Source organism: Bradyrhizobium sp. NAS96.2, assembly GCF_001908235.1.
Classification (GTDB): domain Bacteria; phylum Pseudomonadota; class Alphaproteobacteria; order Rhizobiales; family Xanthobacteraceae; genus Bradyrhizobium.
This window is the reverse complement of sequence record NZ_LGHK01000238.1, coordinates 1-19,120: the sequence shown is the minus strand read 5'-3', so window position 1 is coordinate 19,120 and position 19,120 is coordinate 1. Positions and strand designations below refer to the sequence as shown.

The window sequence follows — 19,120 nt, the reverse complement described above, 5'->3', positions numbered from 1 at the left end:
CGTGGTCGCCGGCAGGCCGCCGCGCGCGGGCGAGCCGAGCTCGGGTTCGACCCGCAACGCGTTGATCAGCGCCACGCCTTCGACCGTCTCCTTCGCAAGCTTGCGCGACAGACGCGCAGGCCAGCGCGTGCTGCGCGCCATCACCAGGTGCTGGATGTAATGCATCGACAGCACCAGCGCGGTCGACGGGTCGGCCTTGCCGATGATGCCGAGCACGCGAATGGCCTCGCGAGCACCCGCCCCGCCCCCACCTGATGCCACCGGCACGGTCAGCGCCAGCAAGCCTTCGCGCGACAGGTCGGCGAAATTATCAAAGGGAAAGCTGGCGTCGCGATCATGCGCCGGCGCGCGCGCCGCAAACACCTCGGCGAGCCGCTGTGCACGCGCGATGTACTCCGGCTCCGTCGCCGACGGCAGCTCCTTGACTGCTGACGTCACCATGTCGCCTCCAGTCCGAGCAGGCCGAGGATCTGCTTGCGCAGCTCGGCGAGATAGGGATCGCCGCGATGCCGTGGGTATGGCCGCCCGACCGCGATGTCGGCCTTGATCCGCGCCGGCCGATCGGACAGCACGATGACGCGGTTGGCGAGCACCAGCGCTTCCTCGACGTCGTGGGTGACGAGCAGCGTGGTAAAACCCTTGCGCTGCCACAGCGCCACGAGCTCGGACTGCATCGCGATCCGCGTCAGCGAGTCGAGCTTGCCGAGCGGCTCGTCGAGCACCAGGATCTTCGGATCATTGACCAGCGCCCGCGCCAGCGCCACGCGCTGCGCCATGCCGCCGGAGAGCTGGTGCGGATAGGCATTGCGGAACGAGGACAGGCCGACCAGCTCGATCACGGCATCGACCCGATGCCGCTGCGTCTTCAGGATGCCCTGCGCCTCCAGCCCGAGTGCCACATTGTCCCACACCGTGCGCCAGGGAAACAGCGTCGGGTCCTGGAACACGACGACGCGCGATGGATACGGGCCCGTGATGCGAGCTTCATCCTCGCGCAGCGCACCGGTGCGCGGCTTCTCCAGCCCGGCGACCAGCCGCAGCAATGTCGACTTGCCGCAACCGGACGGACCGAGCAGCGCGACGAACTCGCCCGGCGCGATCGAGAGATTGACATTGTCGAGCACGGGAAGAACGGCGCCGTCGATATCGAAGGCGTGACTGACGCCTTCGATGTCGAGTTCGGCGCCGACGGCGGGATAGGTGATTGCCTCGGCGGCGGACTGCACTACCATTTGACGACACCCTTCTGCCAGACCAGCAGGCGGTCACGGGTGCGGAACAGCAGCGTGATCGCGCCGGAGCAGAGCAGCGACATCACGATCAGCGCCGCATACATGTTGGCGTAGGCCGCCCAGCCCTGCGCCCATTGCAGGTACCAGCCGAGCCCGGCCTTGACGCCGATCATCTCAGCGACCACGAGCACCGCAAAGGACGAACCGAGCCCCATGAATAGGCCGACGAACACGTGCGGCAGCGCCGCGGGGATCGCGACCTTCAGCACCAGGAATGACGGCTTGGCGCCGAGCGTGCGCGCGACGTCGTAATAGGCGCTGCTAACGCTTGCGACGCCCGACCAGGTTAGCACCGTTACCGGGAAGCCGGTGGCGAGCGCGATCAGGAAGGTCGATGCGCTCCAGCTCGACGGGAAGGTGAAGAAGGCGATCGGCAGCCAGGCGGTGGCGGGCAGCGGGCCGATGAAGCGCAGCACCGGATGCACCCAGTAGCCGATCTTCTGCGACCAGCCGATCGAGACGCCGGTGATGAAGCCGACCGTCGCACCGATGATGTAGCCGCCGAGCTGCAGCTTGATCGAGGCGAACACGCTGTCGAGCAGTTTTGGCAGATCGTCGGTATAGACTTCGAGGATCGACTGCGGCGGCGGGAAGAACGGCAGCGGCAGCCAGGCGAATTTCGCGGTGGCGACCTCCCACAGTGTCACGAAGGCGCCGAACGCCACCAGCCACGGCGCGCGCTTGCGCAGCGCCTGGCCGGCGCTGCCGAGATAGTCCGCGCTGAACGTGCCGAACAGGATGAAGGCCGCGATCACGATGGCGCCGATGCCGAGCGATCCGGTTCGCGACCAGTCGCCGACATCGGGCCAATACAGGCAGGACAGCCCGAAGGCGAGCCAGACGAGGCTGGCGGCGAGCCCGACGCCGTAGCTGCCGGAAAGGTCCGCGAAGGTGACCGCGGCGCGCGGCGCGGCTGCGGCGGTCCCGTCAGACACTGAATACGTCGACATAGATCCGCTCCGCGAATTTGGCCGTGTCGGTGCTCTGCTTGAACACCTGCACCGATTTCAGATCGTCGGCGTAGCCCTTGAGCTCGCGCTTCAGCACCTCGCCGGTCGGATGATGGTGATGGGTGTGGTAGCGCGCCATCGCCTCGAGATCGGCGAGGCTCGCCGCCTTCGGCGCATAGGGCTGGAACGATTTCGCCGCCTTGTCCGGATTCTGCGAGGTGAACATCGCGGCATCGAGCAGCGCCTGCGTGATGGCGCGCGCGACGTGCGGTTCTTCGCGCACCAGGCTGCCGCGCAGGCCAACGATGCAGCAGCTCTTGTCGCGGTACTCGCCATCGAGGTTAGAGGCGACCTCCTTGTACTGCGCATCCTTCAGCCAGAGATAGGCCAGCGGATCGGACGACAGGAAGGCCTGCACCTCGCCCTTCTCGACCGCGACATTGAGCAGATTGCCGGGATAGGCGCGCCAGTCGACATCCCTGACCGGATCGATGCCGAGCTTGGAGAGCTGGATCGAGAAGAAGTTCTTGTCGGGACCGGCGAGGTCGCCGACCGCGACGGTCTTGCCCTTGAGGTCGGCGAGCTTGCCTATGCCGGAACTGGTGCGGGTCAGGACCCGCATGCAGCCGCCATGGGTGCCGGCGGCGATCTTGACATCAAAGCCCTGCTCGAGCGGCTTCAACCAGCGCAGCGCCATGCCGAGCCCGGCGTCGCTCTTTCCGGTGGCGATCGCCTCCAGCAGCTGGTCGGTCGAGCCGGAATAATTGACGAGCTCGACGTCGAGGTGCTGCTTCTGAAAGAAGCCATGGTCGATCGCGACCGGCAGCGGCGCGAGGCAGACCGCGCCGGCGTTCCAGGACAGTTTCAGCTTGCGCGGCGCGCCTGATAGAGGCGGCGCATCGGACGCGGTCTTGCAGACCGGGAATTCGGAGAAGTCGATCGCCGGCGTGATCGGGCGCGGCGCGAAGGCCTGCGCGCTATAGGCCCCGATCGGCGCGGCAAACGCCGCGGCGGCGCCCGCACGCAGCAATGTGCGGCGATCCATCACCGTCTTCTTATTGGTCGACATTATCACTCCTGCATTTCGGCAAGGCTCCGCCCCGCACGCAAAACGTCTCCGTCCGCGCGCCTCGTCGTTCGAAGCTCATGGTTTAGAAAAAGCGGATTTCTCCGGCGCTATTGCACTCGAGCAACGCGCAAATGATGCGGCGCGATAGGTTCATCGTCAATGAAATGGAATTTCGAATGTTGTCGGCGCGACAGCTGAACTCTCCACGATCGCAGCGCGCGACGATGAAAGGATTTTTGCAGATATTGCGACGCAGACGCGCAACGTCACGGCATCGATTGCACCAAATTTGAACGAATGCCGTTCATCCGCGCGATGTGTTCTACGCACGACGGTTCGGCGAGATCATCCTTGCTGCGCGCAGACTGATTTCAGTTTTCCGTTTCGTTGACGGCGAACGGCCGTCTCATAGACTTGATCGAACGCTGCCGCGCCTCCCGCCGGGCAGCGAATGAATCAGAAAGAAAATGCAAATGCGCAAACTCGCCCGCTCGGGCTCTCCTCATACCTTCACCCGCCGCACCGCGGCCGCGCTGATTGCGGCTGCGATCACGCTCTCGACATCGGCGGCGGCGTTCGCGGCTGACGCCATCGTGCTGCGGGTCGGCGACCAGAAGGGCGGCAACCGCTCGCTGCTCGAGATCTCCGGCTTCGCCAAGGATCTGCCTTACAAGATCGAATGGTCGGAATTCCCGGCCGCCGCGCCGATCCTCGAGGCGCTCAACGCCGGCGCGCTCGATGTCGGCTACACCGGCGATCTCGCCTTCCTGTCGGTCTATGCCGCGGGCGCACCGATCAAGGCGATCGGCGGTACGCGCGCCGATCCGAAGACGCAGGCAATCCTGGTGCGCGCGGATTCGCCGATCAGGACCGCGGCCGACCTGAAGGGCAAGCGCCTTGCCGGCACCCGCGGCGGCTGGGGCCAGTTCCTGATCGACGCGACGCTGGAGAAGGCCGGCAACAAGATCGAGGATGCGACCTTCGCGCCGCTCGGCCCGGTCGACGCCAAGATCGCGCTCGTGGCCGGCTCGATCGACGGCTGGGCGGTGTGGGAGCCTTACGTCTCCTTTGCGACGCTGAAGGACAAGGCGCGTATCGTCGCCGACGGCGAGGGCCTGACGCCGACCGTCACCTTCATCGTCGCCTCCGACAACGCCATCGCGACCAAGCGCGCCGCGGTGCAGAACCTGGTGCAGCGGCTCAACAAGGCGCGGCTGTGGTCGCTCGACCACCTCGCCGAATACGCGAAGAGCACGGCCGATCTCACCAAGCTGCCGGAGGACGTGCTGCTCGCCGCCTACACCGCGCAGAAGACGAGCCCGATCGCGATCGACGAGGCCGTGGTGAAGGAGGTGCAGGCGGCCTCCGATCGCGCCACCCGCTACGGCATCCTCGGCAAGGCGCTGGATGTCGGCAAGGCCGTCGACCGCAGCTTCACCGCGGGCGCGAGTTTGAACTAGCGGCGGTTCTTCACCTCCCCTTGAAAAGGGGAGGTCGGATTGCGCGCAAGCGCAAGCCGGGTGGGGATCGGCTCTCTCCGCAAACGCCGGCCCCCGTGGAGAGCAACCCCCACCCCGCCCTCCCCCTTTCAGGGGGAGGGAGTCAGACGCCGGTGCTCGCCTGACGACACATCAGACACGCACCACAATGGAAACCTCCGATGTCCGGCCCGCTCCATCTCGCCCTGATTGTCACGGCACACCTGCTCTGCATGACCTTGTTGGTCGCGCTGTCGGTTTGATAGCGTCTCTCCGGGACCTTGATCCATCGGAGAGAACAACAATGAACCTATCGATGAAAGACCGCGTCGCGGTGGTCACCGGCGGCAGCAAGGGCATCGGGATCGCGGTGGCGCGGCGGTTTGCGGAATCCGGCGCCAAGGTCGCGATCCTCGCCCGTGGCGCAGCCGACCTCGCCGCGGCGCGCGAAGCGCTCGCCAAGGACGGCCTCGCGGTGCGGGATTACGTCTGCGACGTCGCGAAGGCCGCCGACATCAGCAAGGCCCATGACCGGATCGTCGCCGATCTCGGCGGGATCGATGTGCTGGTCAACAACGCCGGCACCGCGCGCACGCTGGCTTTCGAGAGCATCAGCGACGAGGCCTGGCAGGACGACCTCGACCTGAAACTGTTCGCTGCGATCCGCTTCAGCCGGCTGGTCTGGCCGGGCATGAAGCAGCGCAAATGGGGCCGCATCATCAATGTGCTCAACACCTTCGCCAAGGCGCCGGCCGGCAATTCGGCGCCGACCTCGGTGTCGCGTGCGGCCGGCATGGCGTTGACCAAGGTGATGGCCAATGAAGGCGGCGAGCACAACATCCTGGTGAATGCGCTGCTGGTCGGCCTGATCATGAGCGATCAATGGGTCAAGCGACATGCTGCCCAGGCGCCGAACACGGATTTCGAGGAATTCGCCAAGGGCCTTGCCAAGGGCACGCCGCTCGGCCGCATCGGCACGGCGGAGGAGTTCGCCAACCTCGCCTGCTTCCTGGCCTCGGAGCAAGGCTCCTACATCACCGGCACCGCCATCAATGTCGATGGTGGCCGGTCGCCGGTGGTCTAGCACTCCGGTGATCCAGAACTCCGGCCCCTGGTGCAACCAGGACCGGAGCTCCGGATGCTAGCTTCGGCGCGTTTCCACATGCGAGCCGGTGTCCATTTCGCTCGAACACTCTCGCGGGCAGGCAACCTACTGCGGCTGGCTAACGGCCCAAAAGCAAAAGGCCTCCGTCACCGGAGGCCTTCTATTCTTAAACCGCGTCCTTGGCGGCCTTGACCGGCCGTGCGCGGACGATCTTCCGGGCCGGCTTGGCCTTGAACATCATCTCTTCGCCGGTGAAGGGGTTGGTGCCCTTGCGCGCCTTGGTCGCAGGCTTCTTGACCACAACGAACTTCGCGAAGCCGGGGACGAGGAACACCCCGTTCTTCTTCAGCTCCTTGTGGCCGACATCGACGAGCGAGTCCAAAACGTTCTTGACGTCGCGCTTGGAGAGTTCGGTGGTGGTCGCGATCTTCTCGATCACTTGCGACTTCGACAGTTGGGTAGCCATGGTTGCTCCATTGATTCTGGAGTGGGCACGATATGGCGGAAAACGCCGAGAAAAACAGTGTTTTCTGCACTCCCCACAGCAATATCGCTGTGGACAGCCGCCGAATCAGGGATTTTTCCAGTGTTTTTTCCAGTCAAGGCACTTCCGACCCCTAAAATTACAGGGTTTGCGCGGCTTCGGGGCTCCCGAAACGGCTCCCTTGAGAGAATCACCTTGCGCATCTCGCACCGCCGAGGTGCGACAACGCCGCGCACAATTCGGGTTGCGATGCGCCGCCGAGCGCCACTTCAGGTTTCGGAAACGATCCTCCAAAAGGCCGAGGCATTAGAAAATGACTTGGGTTCCCTTTCCAAGGTAACATTGGCGAAGGGGCGCCACGCCGATCGGCTGGCGCCCGATGCAAGCCTTTATGTAAGTGCTGGAGACCCCGCGTATGGATTTGAGCCGCCTCGAGATCAACCGCCGCACGGCCCTTCTGACCTCGGCCGCGATTGCAGCCAATGTCATCAATCCGATGCGGGCCTTCGCGCAGGAGACCCCGCGCAAGGGCGGCGTGTTCAACGTCCATTACGGCGCCGAGCAGCGCCAGCTCAACCCCAGCATCCAGGCCTCGACCGGCGTCTACATCATCGGCGGCAAGATCCAGGAGAACCTGGTCGACCTCGACGCCAGCGGCCAGCCGGTCGGCGTGCTCGCCGAGAGCTGGGAGGCGACGCCGGACGGCAAAACCGTCGCCTTCAAGCTGCGCAAGGGCATCACCTGGCATGACGGCAAGCCGTTCACCTCGGAGGACGTCGCCTTCACCGCGATGAACATGTGGAAGAAGATCCTCAACTATGGATCGACGCTGCAGCTGTTCCTGACCTCGGTCGATACCCCCGATCCGCAGACCGCGATCTTCCGCTACGAGCGGCCGATGCCGCTAAACTTGCTGCTGCGCGCCCTGCCCGACCTCGGCTACGTCTCGGCAAAACATCTCTATGAGAGCGGCGACATCAGGCAGAACCCGACCAATCTGGCGCCGGTCGGCACCGGCCCGTTCAAATTCGTCAAATATGAGCGCGGGCAATACATCATCGCCGACCGCAACCCGGATTACTGGCGGCCGAATGCGCCCTATCTCGACCGCATCGTCTGGAAGGTGATCACCGACCGCGCCGCCGCGGCCGCCCAGATGGAGGCCGGCGAGCTGCACTACAGCCCGTTCTCGGGGCTGACGATCTCGGACATGGCGCGGCTCGGCAAGGACAAGCGCTTCATCGTCTCGACCAAGGGCAATGAGGGCAACGCCCGCACCAACACCATCGAGTTCAACTTCCGCCGCAAGGAACTGTCGGACATCCGCGTCCGCCGCGCCATCGCGCACGCGATCAACGTGCCGTTCTTCATCGAGAATTTTCTCGGCGATTTCGCCAAGCTCGGCACCGGCCCGATCCCCTCGACCTCGACCGACTTCTATCCCGGACCGAACACGCCGCAATATCCTTACGACAAGGCCAAGGCGATCGCGCTGCTCGACGAGGCCGGCTTCAAGGCCTCCGGCGGCAACCGCTTCGCGCTGAAGCTCTTGCCTGCGCCGTGGGGCGAGGATATCTCGCTGTGGTCAACCTTCATCCAGCAGTCGCTGGGCGAAGTCGGCATCCAGGTCGATATCGTGCGCAACGACGGCGGCGGCTTCCTCAAGCAGGTCTATGACGACCACGCTTTCGACCTCGCCACCGGCTGGCACCAGTATCGCAACGACCCCGCGGTCTCGACCACGGTGTGGTACCGCTCCGGCCAGCCCAAGGGCGCGCCCTGGACCAACCAGTGGGGCTGGGAGGACAAGACCGTCGATGCCACCATCGACAATGCCGCCACCGAAGTCGATCCGGTCAAGCGCAAGGCGCTCTATGCCGATTTCGTCAAGGAGGTGAATACCGAGCTGCCGGTCTGGATGCCGATCGAGCAGATCTTCGTCACCGTGATCACGGCCAAGGCGCGCAACCACTCCAACACCCCGCGCTGGGGCTCGGCGAGCTGGCACGATCTTTGGCTTTCGGCGTGAGTTGATCGCAGTTTCAATCTCAATGGAGCGCGGATCCATCCACACCGTCATTGCGAGGAGCGAAAGCGACGAAGCAATCCATCCTTCCGCGCGCGCTGCGCGATGGATTGCTTCGCTTCGCTCGCAATGACAGAGTAAAAGTCATGCGTATCCTGAGCCTTGCGGGGCGGCGGCTCGCCGCCTCGATCCCGACCCTGTTCCTGATCCTGATCGGCGTGTTCCTGCTGTTGCAGCTCGCGCCGGGCGACACTGTCGATGCGCTGATGGCGCAGATGGGCGGCGGCGACGCCGCGAGCGCCGAGGCGCTGCGCAAGTTCTACGGGCTCGATCTCTCGGTTCCGGCGCAGCTCGGCAACTATCTGTGGCACCTGGTGCGGCTCGACCTCGGCTTCTCCTCGATCTACGGCAAGCCGGTGGCGACCGTGATCCTGGAACGGCTGCCGCCGACCATCCTGTTGATGACGGCGTCGCTGTCGTTTGCGTTCTTCTTCGGCCTCGTGTTCGGCGTGATCGCCTCGCGCGGCGTCAACCGCTGGCCGGACACGCTGATCTCCACCCTCGGCCTGATCTTCTACGCCACACCCTCGTTCTGGTTCGGGCTGATGGCGATCGTGGTGTTCTCGGTCTATCTGCAATGGCTGCCGCCGGGCGGCTTCGAGGACATCGGCACCGTGCAGACCGGGATCTGGCGCGTGCTCGATATCGCCGCGCATCTGGTGCTGCCGACGCTGACGCTTGGGCTGATCTTCCTCGCGATTTATCTCCGCATCATGCGCGCCTCGATGCTGGAGGTGCTCAACCTCGATTTCGTCCGCACCGCCCGCGCCAAGGGGCTGGACGAGACCCATGTCATCACCCGCCATGTGCTGCGCAACGCGCTGCTGCCGATGGTGACACTGATCGGATTGCAGGCCGGCACCATGCTCGGCGGCTCGGTCGTGGTCGAGAGCGTGTTCTCGCTGCCCGGCCTCGGCCGCCTTGCTTATGAGTCTGTGGTGCAGCGCGACCTCAACACCCTGCTCGGCATCGTGTTCGTGTCCGCGCTGCTGGTCATATCAGTGAACTTCGTCGTCGACCTGCTCTACGCGCGGCTCGATCCGCGCATCGCGGCGGAGGGCTGACGATGGACGCCATGAAACGCTACTTCCGCAGCCCGGCCGCGGTGATCGGCCTGATCCTGCTGCTGCTGGTGATCGCGATGGCTGTCAGCGCGGGCTTCCTTTATCCGCGCGATCCGCTCGCGCTGGCAGGCCGGCCGCTGATCTGGCCGTTCTCCAATCCGCGCTTCCTGCTCGGGACCGATAATTCCGGCCGCGACATTGCCGCCCAGATCTTCTACGGCGCGCGGATCTCGCTGCTGATCGGCGGGGTCGCGACCGTGATCGCGATCCTGATCGGCATCCTGGTCGGCGCCTTCGCCGGCTATTACGGCGGCTGGGTCGACAATGTCCTGATGCGGATCACCGAGGCGTTCCAGACCCTGCCGAACTTCGTGCTGCTGCTGGTCTTGGTCGCGGTGTTCGGCTCGACCCTGACCACGGTGACCATCGCGGTCGGCGTGGTGTCGTGGCCGGCGCCGGCGCGGCTGACCCGCGCCGAGTTCCTGTCGCTGCGCAACCGCGAATTCGTGCAGGCCGGCAAGACGCTCGGCATGAAGGACGTCCAGCTCATCCTCGGCGAGATCCTGCCCAACGCGCTGCCGCCTGTCATCGTTTACGCGAGCGTGGTGATGGCGGTCGCGATCCTCCTGGAAAGCGCGCTCGCTTTCCTGAGGCTGTCCGATCCCAACGTCGCCTCCTGGGGCAATCTGATCGGCCTCGGCCGCGATGTGCTGCGGGTGCAGTGGTACGTCTCGGCGATCCCCGGGATTGCGATCCTCGTCACCGTGCTCGCGGTGTCGCTGGTCGGCCAGGGCCTCAACGATGCGCTCAATCCGAGGCTGAAGAGCCGATGAGCGAGACAGTCCTTTCGCTCGACGGGCTGACGGTGCGGCTCCCCAAGGGCGCCGACCGACCGCATGCGCTGTCCGACGTTTCATTGTCTGTTGCGTCGAACGAGATCCTCTGCGTGGTCGGCGAATCCGGTTCCGGCAAGTCAATGATGGCGAACGCCATCATGCGCCTGCTGCCGAACGAGGTGACGATCGAAAAGGGCCGGATGATGTTCGACGGCCGCGACCTCTGCGCCGCAGATGCCGCGGCGATGCGCGATGTGCGCGGCGCCGGCATCGCGATGATCTTCCAGGAGCCGATGACGGCGCTCAACCCGCTGCGCACCATCGGCGACCAGATCGGCGAGATGTTTGCGATCCACACCGGCCTGTCGAAGTCCGAGATCAATGCGCGGGTGCAGGCATTGCTCGAGGACGTCCGCATCCCCGATCCCAGGGCGGCCGCAAAGGCCTATCCGCACGAGCTCTCCGGCGGCCAGCGCCAGCGCGCCATGATCGCGATGGCGCTCGCGCTCGATCCGAAGCTGTTGATCGCGGACGAGCCGACCACCGCGCTCGACGTCACGACGCAGGCGCAGATCCTGAAGCTGATCCGCGATTTGCAGCAGCGCAAGAAGACCGCGGTGCTGTTCATCACCCATGATTTCGGCGTGGTCGCCGAGATTGCCGACCGCGTCGTGGTGATGCAGCACGGCGCGATCGTCGAGCAAGGCACCGCCGACAAGGTGCTGAACGACCCGCAGCACGCCTACACCAAACAGCTGATATCAGCCGTCCCGCCGCTGACCGCGCCGCCGCCGCGCATCCTGTCCGGCAAGGACATCCTGACTATCGACCGCGTCTCCAAGACTTACCGCACCGGCGGCTTCCTCGGTCGCGGCGCGCGGATCACGGAAGCCGTCAAGAACGTTTCGCTGCATCTGCCGCGCGGCGCGACGCTCGGCATCGTCGGCGAGTCCGGTTCGGGTAAATCGACGCTGGCGCGCTGCATCGTCCGGCTGATCGATCCCGACACCGGCTCGATCGGGCTCGATGGCAAGGATTGGGCGAAGCTTAACCGCGACGAGATCAGGCGCGAGACCCGCCACATCCAGATGGTGTTCCAGGATCCGTTCGCCTCGCTCAACCCGCGCCGCAAGGCCGCCGAGCTGGTGGCGCAGGGACCGATCGTGCACGGCACCGACCGCAGCACCGCGATCGCGGAAGCGCGAAAGCTGTTCGAGCTGGTCGGGCTCGACCCGTCCGCCGGCGACCGCTACCCGCACGAATTTTCCGGCGGCCAGCGCCAGCGCATCGGGCTGGCACGGGCGCTGGCGCTGAAGCCAGACGTGCTGGTCGCCGACGAGCCGGTCTCGGCGCTCGACGTCTCGGTGCAGGCGCAGGTGCTAAAACTGCTCGCGGGGCTACGCCAGCAACTCGGCCTCTCGATCATCTTCATCACCCACGATCTGCGCGTTGCCGCGCAGATCTGCGATCTCGTCGCGGTGATGAAGGACGGCGCCGTGGTCGAGCAAGGGCTGACCGCCGAGGTGTTCGGCAAGCCGCAGCACGCCTACACGCAGGCGCTGCTGTCCGCGATCCCCGGCGGCAAGTTCGCGCGCGAGCACTCCACAGCCGCCGAGTAGCTAGCCACGGGCGGACCCAGCAGCGGATCATGCCACGGACCGTTTCCCGGGTCCCATGCTAGGACGCGCGGGTGAGAAAAATCGGCAATCCCCGCTTGTTGCCATAGCTGGGCCGGTAGCGCGTCGTGTTGTATGTGCTGGCGACGTCCAGCTTGCGCGGCCCAAGCCTGGCGTCGGGGATGGGCACGAGGTCGTAGCGGCCATCGACCAGCGCCGACATTAGGCCGGACTTGCCTTCCAGGATGGCATCGTAGGCCATGTTGCCGAACGTCAGAGCGACAAGCTTGTCGATGAAGTCGGGGTCACCCGATCGCAGATCGTAGGTGAGGTCGGAAACGATGGTCTCTTCGCCCGCGCGACGCTTGATCTCATCGGCAAGCGCTTCGGCCACGCTGGCCTTCTTGCGGTGACCGTAGGCGTCAGGCTCGCCGTATTCCTGCACCTTGTAACCTTCCCACTCGGCACCCTCGCTGAGGACGATCAGCGCATAATTGCTCGGGTTGCCGCGCTTGTCCTCAATCAGCAACTGGATCAGCTTATCGAGATTGACCTTGAATTCGGGTATGGCGCATCGGATCGAGGTCGCGTACGCGGTGTAGAGCGCGGTAAATCCGGCATCGCGGCCGAATATCCGGAAAATGCCGATCCGTTCGTGCGACCCGACCGTGGTGCGTTGTCGCTGGATGGCATCGCTGGCGCGGGTGATCGCGGTCGAAAATCCGATGCAATACTCGGTGTTGCGGACGTCGTTGTCCATCGTCTTCGGAATGGCGATGATCTTGACGCCGAGTCCGTTCAGCTTGTCCGCGTAGCTCAGCGTATCATCGCCGCCGATCGCGATCAGATGCTCGATACCAAGCCCCGAGAGGTTCGTCAGCACCTGCTTGGTGAGGTCCCATGTCCCGGTTGCGGCACCGTCCTTGCTACTTGCCGAGAATGGCAGGTCCTGGCCCGCGAGATGATCGGGTAGCTTTTTCATCTTGGATGGGTTGGTGCGGCTCGAGTGCAGCACCGTGCCGCCGCGCCGATCGATGACGCGGGTATTTTCTCGGTTCAGCGGGATGAGGTAGTGGGATTTGCTGGCGGGGTCGTCGAGGTTCAGGTGGGTGAGAGCTTCCCAACCTCGGCGCAGCCCAACGACCTCGATGTCGTCCTCGCTACCGCGGTAAGTCACACTCTTGATGACCGCGTTGAGGCCGGGGACGTCACCGCCGCCCGTGAGAATACCAATGCGCTTCCTCGCCATGCCCACCTCCCAGGACTCGGTATATGGCAATAACGCCTGCGTCGCGTCGGGGTTTCCACAACACAATCCGCCAACGGCGGAATCCTCGTGATCGCGGCGCTCCACCGGACCAGTTTGGGCTCCCATTCTTCGAAGCGCAACGTTGGTCCGCACTCACCTTGACCGGCGCGAGGCGAGGAAATACTCGGCCCAGCGCAGCAACTCGAAGCGATCGCCCCCGAGCAGCTCCTGCGCATCGCGCTGCCGGTACAGCACCAGCATCCAGGGCGCGAGCTTGCGCAGCAAGCCGTGCGCCACGTACTGCACGGGCTCGGTGAACGGCAGCGCCAGCTCGCTCTCCGGCACGCCCTGGACCGCCTTCGCCAATTCGCGGCCGAGCGGGATCGTCAGCGCGACAGCGCGGCCGTTGCAGCCGGTCCAGCCATAGGCATTCGGTCCGAGCTTATGCATGCGCGGCAGGAAATCCGCGGTCATCCCGACATAGCCGTTCCAGACGTAATCGAAGGAGACGTCGCCGATCTGCGGCCACAGCCGCTGCAACCGGTCGGTCACCCGCGCCTTCAGCCGCCCGGTCTTGTCGCCCGGGCCGAGCACCGCGCCGCCGGTGACGAGGCGATTGCGCGCGTCATAGCGCGCGAAATAGAGCTCGCCATGGGTGTCCGACATCGCCTGCCGGCCGGGAATGATGGTTTTGCGGACATTGTCGGACAGCGGCTGCGTCGCCATCTGCCACGACAGCACCGGCATCACCTCGGTCGCGATCTCAGGCACCAGCGATTTGGTGAACTCGCCGCTATAGGCATTGGTCGCCACCACAAGCGCGCGGCCGGAGATTTCGCCCTTCTCGGTCTTCACCACCCAGCGGTCGCCGCGGCGCTCGAAGCTCAGCGCGGGCGAACGGGCATAGATCCGCGCACCGAGCCCGAGCACGGTGCGCGCCAGGCCGCGCGCCAACGCCAGCGGATTGACGTGACCGCCGGTCCTGTTCCAGAAGCCGCCGTACCAGGCGTCCGAGCCGAGCATGTCCCTGGTCTGGTCGCGCGACAGCAATTCGACCGGCGCGCCGAATTTCGACCATTGCTGCACCCGCCGCTCGGCGATCTTGATGCGGCCCGGCGAATGCACCGGCTGCACCCAGCCGGCCTGCTCCTGCTCAGCCGCGATGTTGTAGCGCTTGACGACGTCGAACAGCATGGCCGCGCTGTCGCGCAGCATCGCAACGAAGCGCTCGCCGGCTGCACCGTGCCGCTTGATGATGTCATCCGGATCGGGGCGCGACAGCGTCGGGATCACCTGGCCGTTGTTGCGGCCCGAGGCGCCCCAGCCCGGCTCAGCGGCCTCGACGATCGCAACGTCGACATTGGCCTCGCGCAGATGCAGCGCGGTCGAAAGGCCCGTGAAGCCGCCGCCGATGATGACGACATCGGCCTGCTGCGCGCCGGTCAGCTCGGGGCAATCGGGGCCTGACGGCGTCACTGCGGCCCAAAGCGAATTGGGCCAGCGCACGGCATTGCTGCTCATCATGATCCTTTCTTGCGGGTGCCCGGTCATTCTGGTTAGCTTTAGAGCATGATCCGGAAAAGTGCGTAGCGGTTTTCCGAAAGAGATCATGCTCAAGCAACGTCTCTTATTCCAGCCGGGAAGACAACAAGTGGCACTCAAGAACGTCATCGGAATCGATCACGCCGTGGTCATGGTCAAGGACCTCGACAAGGCCGCCGAGAACTACAAACGGCTCGGCTTCACCGTGTCGCCGCGCGGCACCCATAGCGCGCATATGGGATCGGGCAACTACACCATCATGTTCGACCCCGACTACATGGAATTGCTCGGCGTGCTGACGCCGACAGAACATAATGCGCCGGCGCGCGCCTTCCTGGAGAAGCGCGGCGAAGGCATCGAACGCATCGCGTTCACCGCAGTGGATTCCGCCGCCGGCGCCGAGGAGATCCGCGCACGCGGCTATACGCCGATCGGGCCGACCGACTTCGAACGCCCGGTGACGCTGCCGAACGGCACGATCTCGGCGGCGAAATTCCGCACCTTCCAGTGGCCAACCAATGAGGCGCCCGGCGGCGTCCGCATCTTCGCCTGCCAGCACAAGACCCGCGAGACGGTGTGGATCCCCGAATTGATGACGCATGCCAATGGGGCAAAACGCCTCAAGCAGGTGCTGATCGTCTCGCCCGATCCCGCGACCGATGCCACGCATCTGTCGAAGATGATCGATATCGCGGTGAGGAGCGATGCCGACGGTGCCGTTGCGGTGCCGTCCGGCGGCGATCGCGCCGACTTCGTGTTCCTGACCACCGACCAGCTCGGCAAACGCTATCCCGGCGTGTCGCTGGATGGCCTGTCCGACCGCGGCGGCGCCGGCCTCGTGATCGCGGCCGACCTTGCCGCCACCGAGAAAGCGCTCGGCGCAACCGGCGTGAAGAGCAGTGGCGGCATCACCGTGCCGCCGGCTGCTGCGAACGGCACCCTGCTCGCCTTCGTCAGGGCATAGCTGCCATACCAGGCGCGGCGCTGCGTTATGCAGCGGCGCCGCGCAAGTGGGGGCTAGGCAGACGAACTTCACACGTTAGTATCTCTCCCAAACAAGAACCGTCCAGGGAGAGAAACATGTCGCATCACCTGATCTCGCGCCGGCAAATGCTGGCCGGCACCGCTGCCGCCGGCGCGGTTGGATTGACCGGATTTCCGGCCCGCGCCGAAGTCAACTGGAAGAAATATTCCGGCACCACGCTGGAAGTCAGCCTCGCCAAGGGACCGCGCGGCGACAATCTGCAAAAATACATCAAGGAATTCACCGAGCTCACCGGCATCAAGGTCGAATCGGAGCAGGTCCCCGAGCAGCAGCAGCGCCAGAAATGCGTGATCGAGCTGTCCTCCGGCAAGCCGAGCTTCGACGTCGTGCACCTCAGCTATCACGTGCAGAAGCGGCAATTCGAGAAGGCCGGCTGGCTCGCCGACATGTCGGGCTATCTCAGGGATCCGAGCATGACGCTGCCGGACCTCGTCGAGAGCGATTTCTCGGCGGCCGGGCTGCAATATGCGCGCAACGACAAGGGCCAGATGCTGTCGCTGCCGTGGTCGGTCGACTATTTCATCCTCTACTACAACAAGGAGCTGTTCCGGAAGAAGGGCGTCGAGGTCCCGAAGACGCTGGACGAGATGGCGGTCGCCGCCGAGAAGCTCACCGATCCGAAGGAAGGCATCTACGGCTTCGTCGGCCGCGGCCTGCGCAACGCCAACATGGCGATGTGGACCAACTTCTATCTGAACTATGGCGGCGAATTCCTCGATGCCAAGGGCAACATCCTGACCGACGGCCCCGAAGCGGTCGAAGCGACAAAACTCTATCAGCGGCTGCTGACGAAATGCGCACCGCCCGGCGTCGCCGGCTTCAACTGGATGGAGTCGATGGCCTCCTTCACGCAAGGCAGGTCCGCGATGTGGATCGACGCCGACGGCTGGGCGCCGCCGCTGGAAGATCCGGCCGCCTCGCGCGTCGTCGGCAAGGTCGGCTACACGCTGGTGCCCGCCGGCCCGAAGGGCAAGTTCTCGTCGACCTATGGCGACGGCGTCGGCATCGCCGCCGCCAGCAAGAACAAGGAAGCCGCCTATTTGCTCTGCCAATGGGTGGTCTCGCGCGGACAAGGCGCCCGCCTGCTGCAGGCCGGCGGCGGCGTGCCGTTCCGCAACTCCATCGTCGACGATGCCGAGGTCGCCAAGGGCGTCAAGACCAAGGAGTGGCTGCAGTCGGTGGTTGACTCCGCCAAGATCTCCAAGCTCGGCCTGCCGGTCATCATCCCGGTTGCCGAATTCCGCGACATCGTCGGTGCGGCGCTGACCGCGACGCTGTCGGGCGCCGATCCCGCCACCGAGCTGAAGAAGGCGCACGAGCAATTCCGCCCCATCCTGGAGCGTAGCGAAAAAGCGTGAGCGTGGTGACACAAGCTTCGCCGGCGGCGGCCCACCAGGCCGCCCCGGCGCGTGAATGGCGTCCGCCGTCCTACTGGCCGTTCGTGATCCCGGCACTCGTCGTGGTGCTGGCGGTGATCATCTTTCCCTGGGTGTTCACGATCTGGATGAGCCTGCAGGAATGGAAGGTCGGCTCGCCCACCGTCTTCGTCGGGCTCGCGAACTATTTGCGGCTGCCGACCGATCCCCGCTTCGTCGAGGCGGTCGGGCACACGCTGTCCTACACCGCGCTGTCGGTGCTGCTGCCGCTGGTGTTCGGCACCTTGGCAGCCGTGGTGTTTCACCAGAAATTCGCCGCGCGCGGTTTCCTGCGCGGCATCTTCATCATGCCGATGATGGCAACGCCGGTGGCGATCGCGCTGGTGTGGACCATGATGTTCCACCCGCAGCTCGGCGTGTTGAACTATCTGCTCTCGCTGGTCGGCCTGCCGCCGCAGCTCTGGGTGTTCAACCCGACGACGGTGATCCCCTCGCTGGTGCTGGTCGAGACCTGGCAATGGACGCCGCTGGTGATGCTGATCGTGCTCGGCGGCCTCGCCGCGATCCCGACCGAGCCTTACGAGAGCGCGCAGATCGACGGCGCCAATTTCTGGCAGGTGTTCCGCTTCATCACGCTCCCCTTGATCATGCCGTTCCTGTTCATCGCCGGCATGATCCGGATGATCGACGCGGTGAAGAGTTTCGACATCATCTTCGCGATCACCCAGGGCGGGCCGGGCTCGGCGTCGGAGACCATCAACGTCTATCTCTACAGCGTCGCCTTCGTCTATTACGACCTCGGCTACGGCTCGGCGATCGCAGTGGTGTTCTTCCTCTTGATCGTCGCGCTGGCGGCGCTGCTGCTCTACTTGCGCAAGCGCCTGCTGTGGACGTCGCAGCTCGGGAGCGAGGCATGAACCCGCGCTATATCCTCGGCCGGATCGGGCTATGGCTGTCGGTATTCGTCATCGTCTCGCCGGCGATCCTGTTTTTCCTCTGGATGGCCTCGCTGTCGCTCAAATTCGAGATCGACAACGCCTCCTATCCGCCGGTGTTCTTCCCCGAGCATATCGCCTGGAAGAACTATGCCGACGTGTTCGCTTCCAACCGCTTCCTGACCTATTTTACCAACAGCCTCGTCGTCACCGGCTGTGCGACCGGGCTTGCGATGCTGGTTGGCGTGCCCGCGGGCTACGGCATTGCGCGGATGGCCGCGCATAAATCGGCGATCGTGATCCTGATCGCGCGCATCACGCCGGGCCTGTCGTATCTGATCCCGCTGTTCCTGCTGTTCCAGTGGCTCGGCCTGCTCGGCACGCTGGTGCCGCAGATCATCATCCATCTCGTGGTCACGGTGCCGATCGTGATCTGGATCATGATCGGCTATTTCGAGACCACGCCGCTGGAGCTGGAGGAAGCCGCGCTGATCGACGGCGCGACGCGCTGGCAGGTATTCCGCCATGTCGCGCTGCCGATCGCGAGGCCCGGACTCGCGGTCGCCTTCATCCTCGCGGTGATCTTCTCCTGGAACAATTTCGTGTTCGGCATCGTGCTGGCCGGACGCGAGACCCGCACGCTGCCGGTCGCGGTCTACAACATGATCTCGTTCGACCAGCTGAGCTGGGGCCCGCTCGCCGCCGCCGCGCTGATCGTGACCGCACCGGTGCTGCTGCTCACCGTGATGGCGCAGCGACAGATCGTCGCCGGGCTGACGGCGGGGGCGGTGAAAGGCGGCTAGAGCAAGATGAAGTTATGGGGCCGTCGCCGGGGGCGCTGCCAAAATATCAAAAACGACCCCATGCAAAGGTGCCGGTGGCGGCCAGCGTTCGACCGGGCAACTGTCCGTAGCGGGTGAAGATGTCGTGTTTTTGTAGCTCGTGATCTGTCGCCTTCGTTTCTGATTTGCAGGGGAGCCGGAAGGCGGGGAC

The 19,120-nt window shown here is 64.9% G+C and carries 17 protein-coding genes; 10 read left to right on the top strand and 7 right to left on the bottom strand.

Annotated features, from left to right (window positions below; translation table 11 throughout):
- The 4 genes from AC628_RS36860 to AC628_RS36845 all read right to left on the bottom strand — a co-directional run.
- A partial coding sequence (locus tag AC628_RS36860; RefSeq protein WP_210190309.1) for an acyl-CoA dehydrogenase family protein occupies positions 1-441 on the bottom strand: 441 nt, incomplete at its 3' end.
- Positions 435-1,232, bottom strand: a complete 798-nt coding sequence (locus tag AC628_RS36855; RefSeq protein WP_074131574.1) for an ABC transporter ATP-binding protein — start codon at positions 1,230-1,232, stop codon at positions 435-437. The genes AC628_RS36855 and AC628_RS36860, both read right to left, overlap by 7 nt.
- Positions 1,226-2,242 (bottom strand): ABC transporter permease, encoded by a 1,017-nt coding sequence (locus AC628_RS36850; RefSeq protein WP_074131573.1) that lies wholly within the window; start codon positions 2,240-2,242, stop codon positions 1,226-1,228. Before AC628_RS36850 ends, AC628_RS36855 begins: the two co-directional genes overlap by 7 nt.
- Entirely contained in the window at positions 2,220-3,311 is a 1,092-nt protein-coding gene (locus AC628_RS36845; protein ID WP_074131572.1) for an ABC transporter substrate-binding protein, read from the bottom strand. Before AC628_RS36845 ends, AC628_RS36850 begins: the two co-directional genes overlap by 23 nt.
- A 473-nt stretch (positions 3,312-3,784) precedes the next feature.
- On the opposite strand from AC628_RS36845, the gene AC628_RS36840 reads away from it, so the two are divergent.
- Positions 3,785-4,771 (top strand): ABC transporter substrate-binding protein, encoded by a 987-nt coding sequence (locus tag AC628_RS36840; RefSeq protein WP_074131571.1) that lies wholly within the window; start codon positions 3,785-3,787, stop codon positions 4,769-4,771.
- A gap of 322 nt (positions 4,772-5,093) precedes the next feature.
- Positions 5,094-5,873 carry an SDR family oxidoreductase gene (locus AC628_RS36835; protein ID WP_074131570.1) on the top strand — a complete coding sequence of 260 codons (780 nt, stop codon included), beginning with the start codon at positions 5,094-5,096 and terminating at the stop codon, positions 5,871-5,873.
- A 187-nt stretch (positions 5,874-6,060) separates the two neighbouring features.
- Here the strand turns inward: AC628_RS36835 and AC628_RS36830 are convergent, their stop codons facing one another.
- Positions 6,061-6,360: an HU family DNA-binding protein gene (locus AC628_RS36830; protein WP_016843119.1), complete on the bottom strand. Its 300-nt coding sequence runs from the start codon at positions 6,358-6,360 to the stop codon at positions 6,061-6,063.
- A gap of 433 nt (positions 6,361-6,793) precedes the next feature.
- Between AC628_RS36830 and AC628_RS36825 the strand changes: the two genes are divergently transcribed.
- From AC628_RS36825 to AC628_RS36810, 4 genes are all read left to right on the top strand, one after another.
- Complete coding sequence (locus tag AC628_RS36825; protein ID WP_074131569.1) at positions 6,794-8,407, top strand: ABC transporter substrate-binding protein; 1,614 nt, start codon at positions 6,794-6,796, stop codon at positions 8,405-8,407.
- A gap of 143 nt (positions 8,408-8,550) precedes the next feature.
- Positions 8,551-9,528 (top strand): ABC transporter permease, encoded by a 978-nt coding sequence (locus AC628_RS36820; protein WP_074131568.1) that lies wholly within the window; start codon positions 8,551-8,553, stop codon positions 9,526-9,528.
- 2 nt (positions 9,529-9,530) lie between these two features.
- The gene (locus tag AC628_RS36815; protein ID WP_074131567.1) at positions 9,531-10,361 is read left to right on the top strand and encodes an ABC transporter permease; all 831 of its coding nucleotides are present in this window, start codon (positions 9,531-9,533) and stop codon (positions 10,359-10,361) included.
- Positions 10,358-11,983 carry an ABC transporter ATP-binding protein gene (locus AC628_RS36810; protein WP_074131566.1) on the top strand — a complete coding sequence of 542 codons (1,626 nt, stop codon included), beginning with the start codon at positions 10,358-10,360 and terminating at the stop codon, positions 11,981-11,983. Before AC628_RS36815 ends, AC628_RS36810 begins: the two co-directional genes overlap by 4 nt.
- Before the next feature lie 58 nt (positions 11,984-12,041).
- Here the strand turns inward: AC628_RS36810 and AC628_RS36805 are convergent, their stop codons facing one another.
- Positions 12,042-13,229, bottom strand: coding sequence for a 6-phosphofructokinase (locus AC628_RS36805; protein ID WP_074131565.1), 1,188 nt, complete (start codon positions 13,227-13,229; stop codon positions 12,042-12,044).
- Between the two features lie 153 nt (positions 13,230-13,382).
- The gene (locus AC628_RS36800) at positions 13,383-14,750 is read right to left on the bottom strand and encodes an NAD(P)/FAD-dependent oxidoreductase (RefSeq protein ID WP_074131575.1); all 1,368 of its coding nucleotides are present in this window, start codon (positions 14,748-14,750) and stop codon (positions 13,383-13,385) included.
- A 130-nt stretch (positions 14,751-14,880) separates the two neighbouring features.
- Between AC628_RS36800 and AC628_RS36795 the strand changes: the two genes are divergently transcribed.
- The 4 genes from AC628_RS36795 (at position 14,881) to AC628_RS36780 (ending at position 18,930) form a co-directional block, all read left to right on the top strand.
- A complete protein-coding gene (locus AC628_RS36795) occupies positions 14,881-15,735 on the top strand; it encodes a VOC family protein (RefSeq protein ID WP_074131564.1) in 855 nt (284 codons plus the stop codon).
- A gap of 116 nt (positions 15,736-15,851) precedes the next feature.
- Positions 15,852-17,174 carry an ABC transporter substrate-binding protein gene (locus AC628_RS36790; protein WP_074131563.1) on the top strand — a complete coding sequence of 441 codons (1,323 nt, stop codon included), beginning with the start codon at positions 15,852-15,854 and terminating at the stop codon, positions 17,172-17,174.
- A complete protein-coding gene (locus tag AC628_RS36785; protein ID WP_074131562.1) occupies positions 17,171-18,109 on the top strand; it encodes a carbohydrate ABC transporter permease in 939 nt (312 codons plus the stop codon). The genes AC628_RS36790 and AC628_RS36785 overlap by 4 nt, the downstream gene beginning before the upstream one ends.
- Positions 18,106-18,930: a carbohydrate ABC transporter permease gene (locus AC628_RS36780; protein WP_074131561.1), complete on the top strand. Its 825-nt coding sequence runs from the start codon at positions 18,106-18,108 to the stop codon at positions 18,928-18,930. The genes AC628_RS36785 and AC628_RS36780 overlap by 4 nt, the downstream gene beginning before the upstream one ends.
- Positions 18,931-19,120: the final 190 nt, after the last annotated feature.

Bases quoted from the DNA above. Each gene is read 5' to 3' on its own strand.
- AC628_RS36835 (WP_074131570.1), top strand. From the start codon at position 5,094: ATGAACCTATCGATGAAAGACCGCGTCGCGGTGGTCACCGGCGGCAGC.
- AC628_RS36830 (WP_016843119.1), bottom strand. From the start codon at position 6,360: ATGGCTACCCAACTGTCGAAGTCGCAAGTGATCGAGAAGATCGCGACC.
- AC628_RS36825 (WP_074131569.1), top strand. From the start codon at position 6,794: ATGGATTTGAGCCGCCTCGAGATCAACCGCCGCACGGCCCTTCTGACC.
- AC628_RS36805 (WP_074131565.1), bottom strand. From the start codon at position 13,229: ATGGCGAGGAAGCGCATTGGTATTCTCACGGGCGGCGGTGACGTCCCC.
- AC628_RS36855 (WP_074131574.1), bottom strand. From the start codon at position 1,232: ATGGTAGTGCAGTCCGCCGCCGAGGCAATCACCTATCCCGCCGTCGGC.
- AC628_RS36800 (WP_074131575.1), bottom strand. From the start codon at position 14,750: ATGAGCAGCAATGCCGTGCGCTGGCCCAATTCGCTTTGGGCCGCAGTG.
- AC628_RS36780 (WP_074131561.1), top strand. From the start codon at position 18,106: ATGAACCCGCGCTATATCCTCGGCCGGATCGGGCTATGGCTGTCGGTA.
- AC628_RS36790 (WP_074131563.1), top strand. From the start codon at position 15,852: ATGTCGCATCACCTGATCTCGCGCCGGCAAATGCTGGCCGGCACCGCT.
- AC628_RS36815 (WP_074131567.1), top strand. From the start codon at position 9,531: ATGGACGCCATGAAACGCTACTTCCGCAGCCCGGCCGCGGTGATCGGC.
- AC628_RS36810 (WP_074131566.1), top strand. From the start codon at position 10,358: ATGAGCGAGACAGTCCTTTCGCTCGACGGGCTGACGGTGCGGCTCCCC.
- AC628_RS36820 (WP_074131568.1), top strand. From the start codon at position 8,551: ATGCGTATCCTGAGCCTTGCGGGGCGGCGGCTCGCCGCCTCGATCCCG.
- AC628_RS36840 (WP_074131571.1), top strand. From the start codon at position 3,785: ATGCGCAAACTCGCCCGCTCGGGCTCTCCTCATACCTTCACCCGCCGC.
- AC628_RS36845 (WP_074131572.1), bottom strand. From the start codon at position 3,311: ATGTCGACCAATAAGAAGACGGTGATGGATCGCCGCACATTGCTGCGT.
- AC628_RS36850 (WP_074131573.1), bottom strand. From the start codon at position 2,242: ATGTCGACGTATTCAGTGTCTGACGGGACCGCCGCAGCCGCGCCGCGC.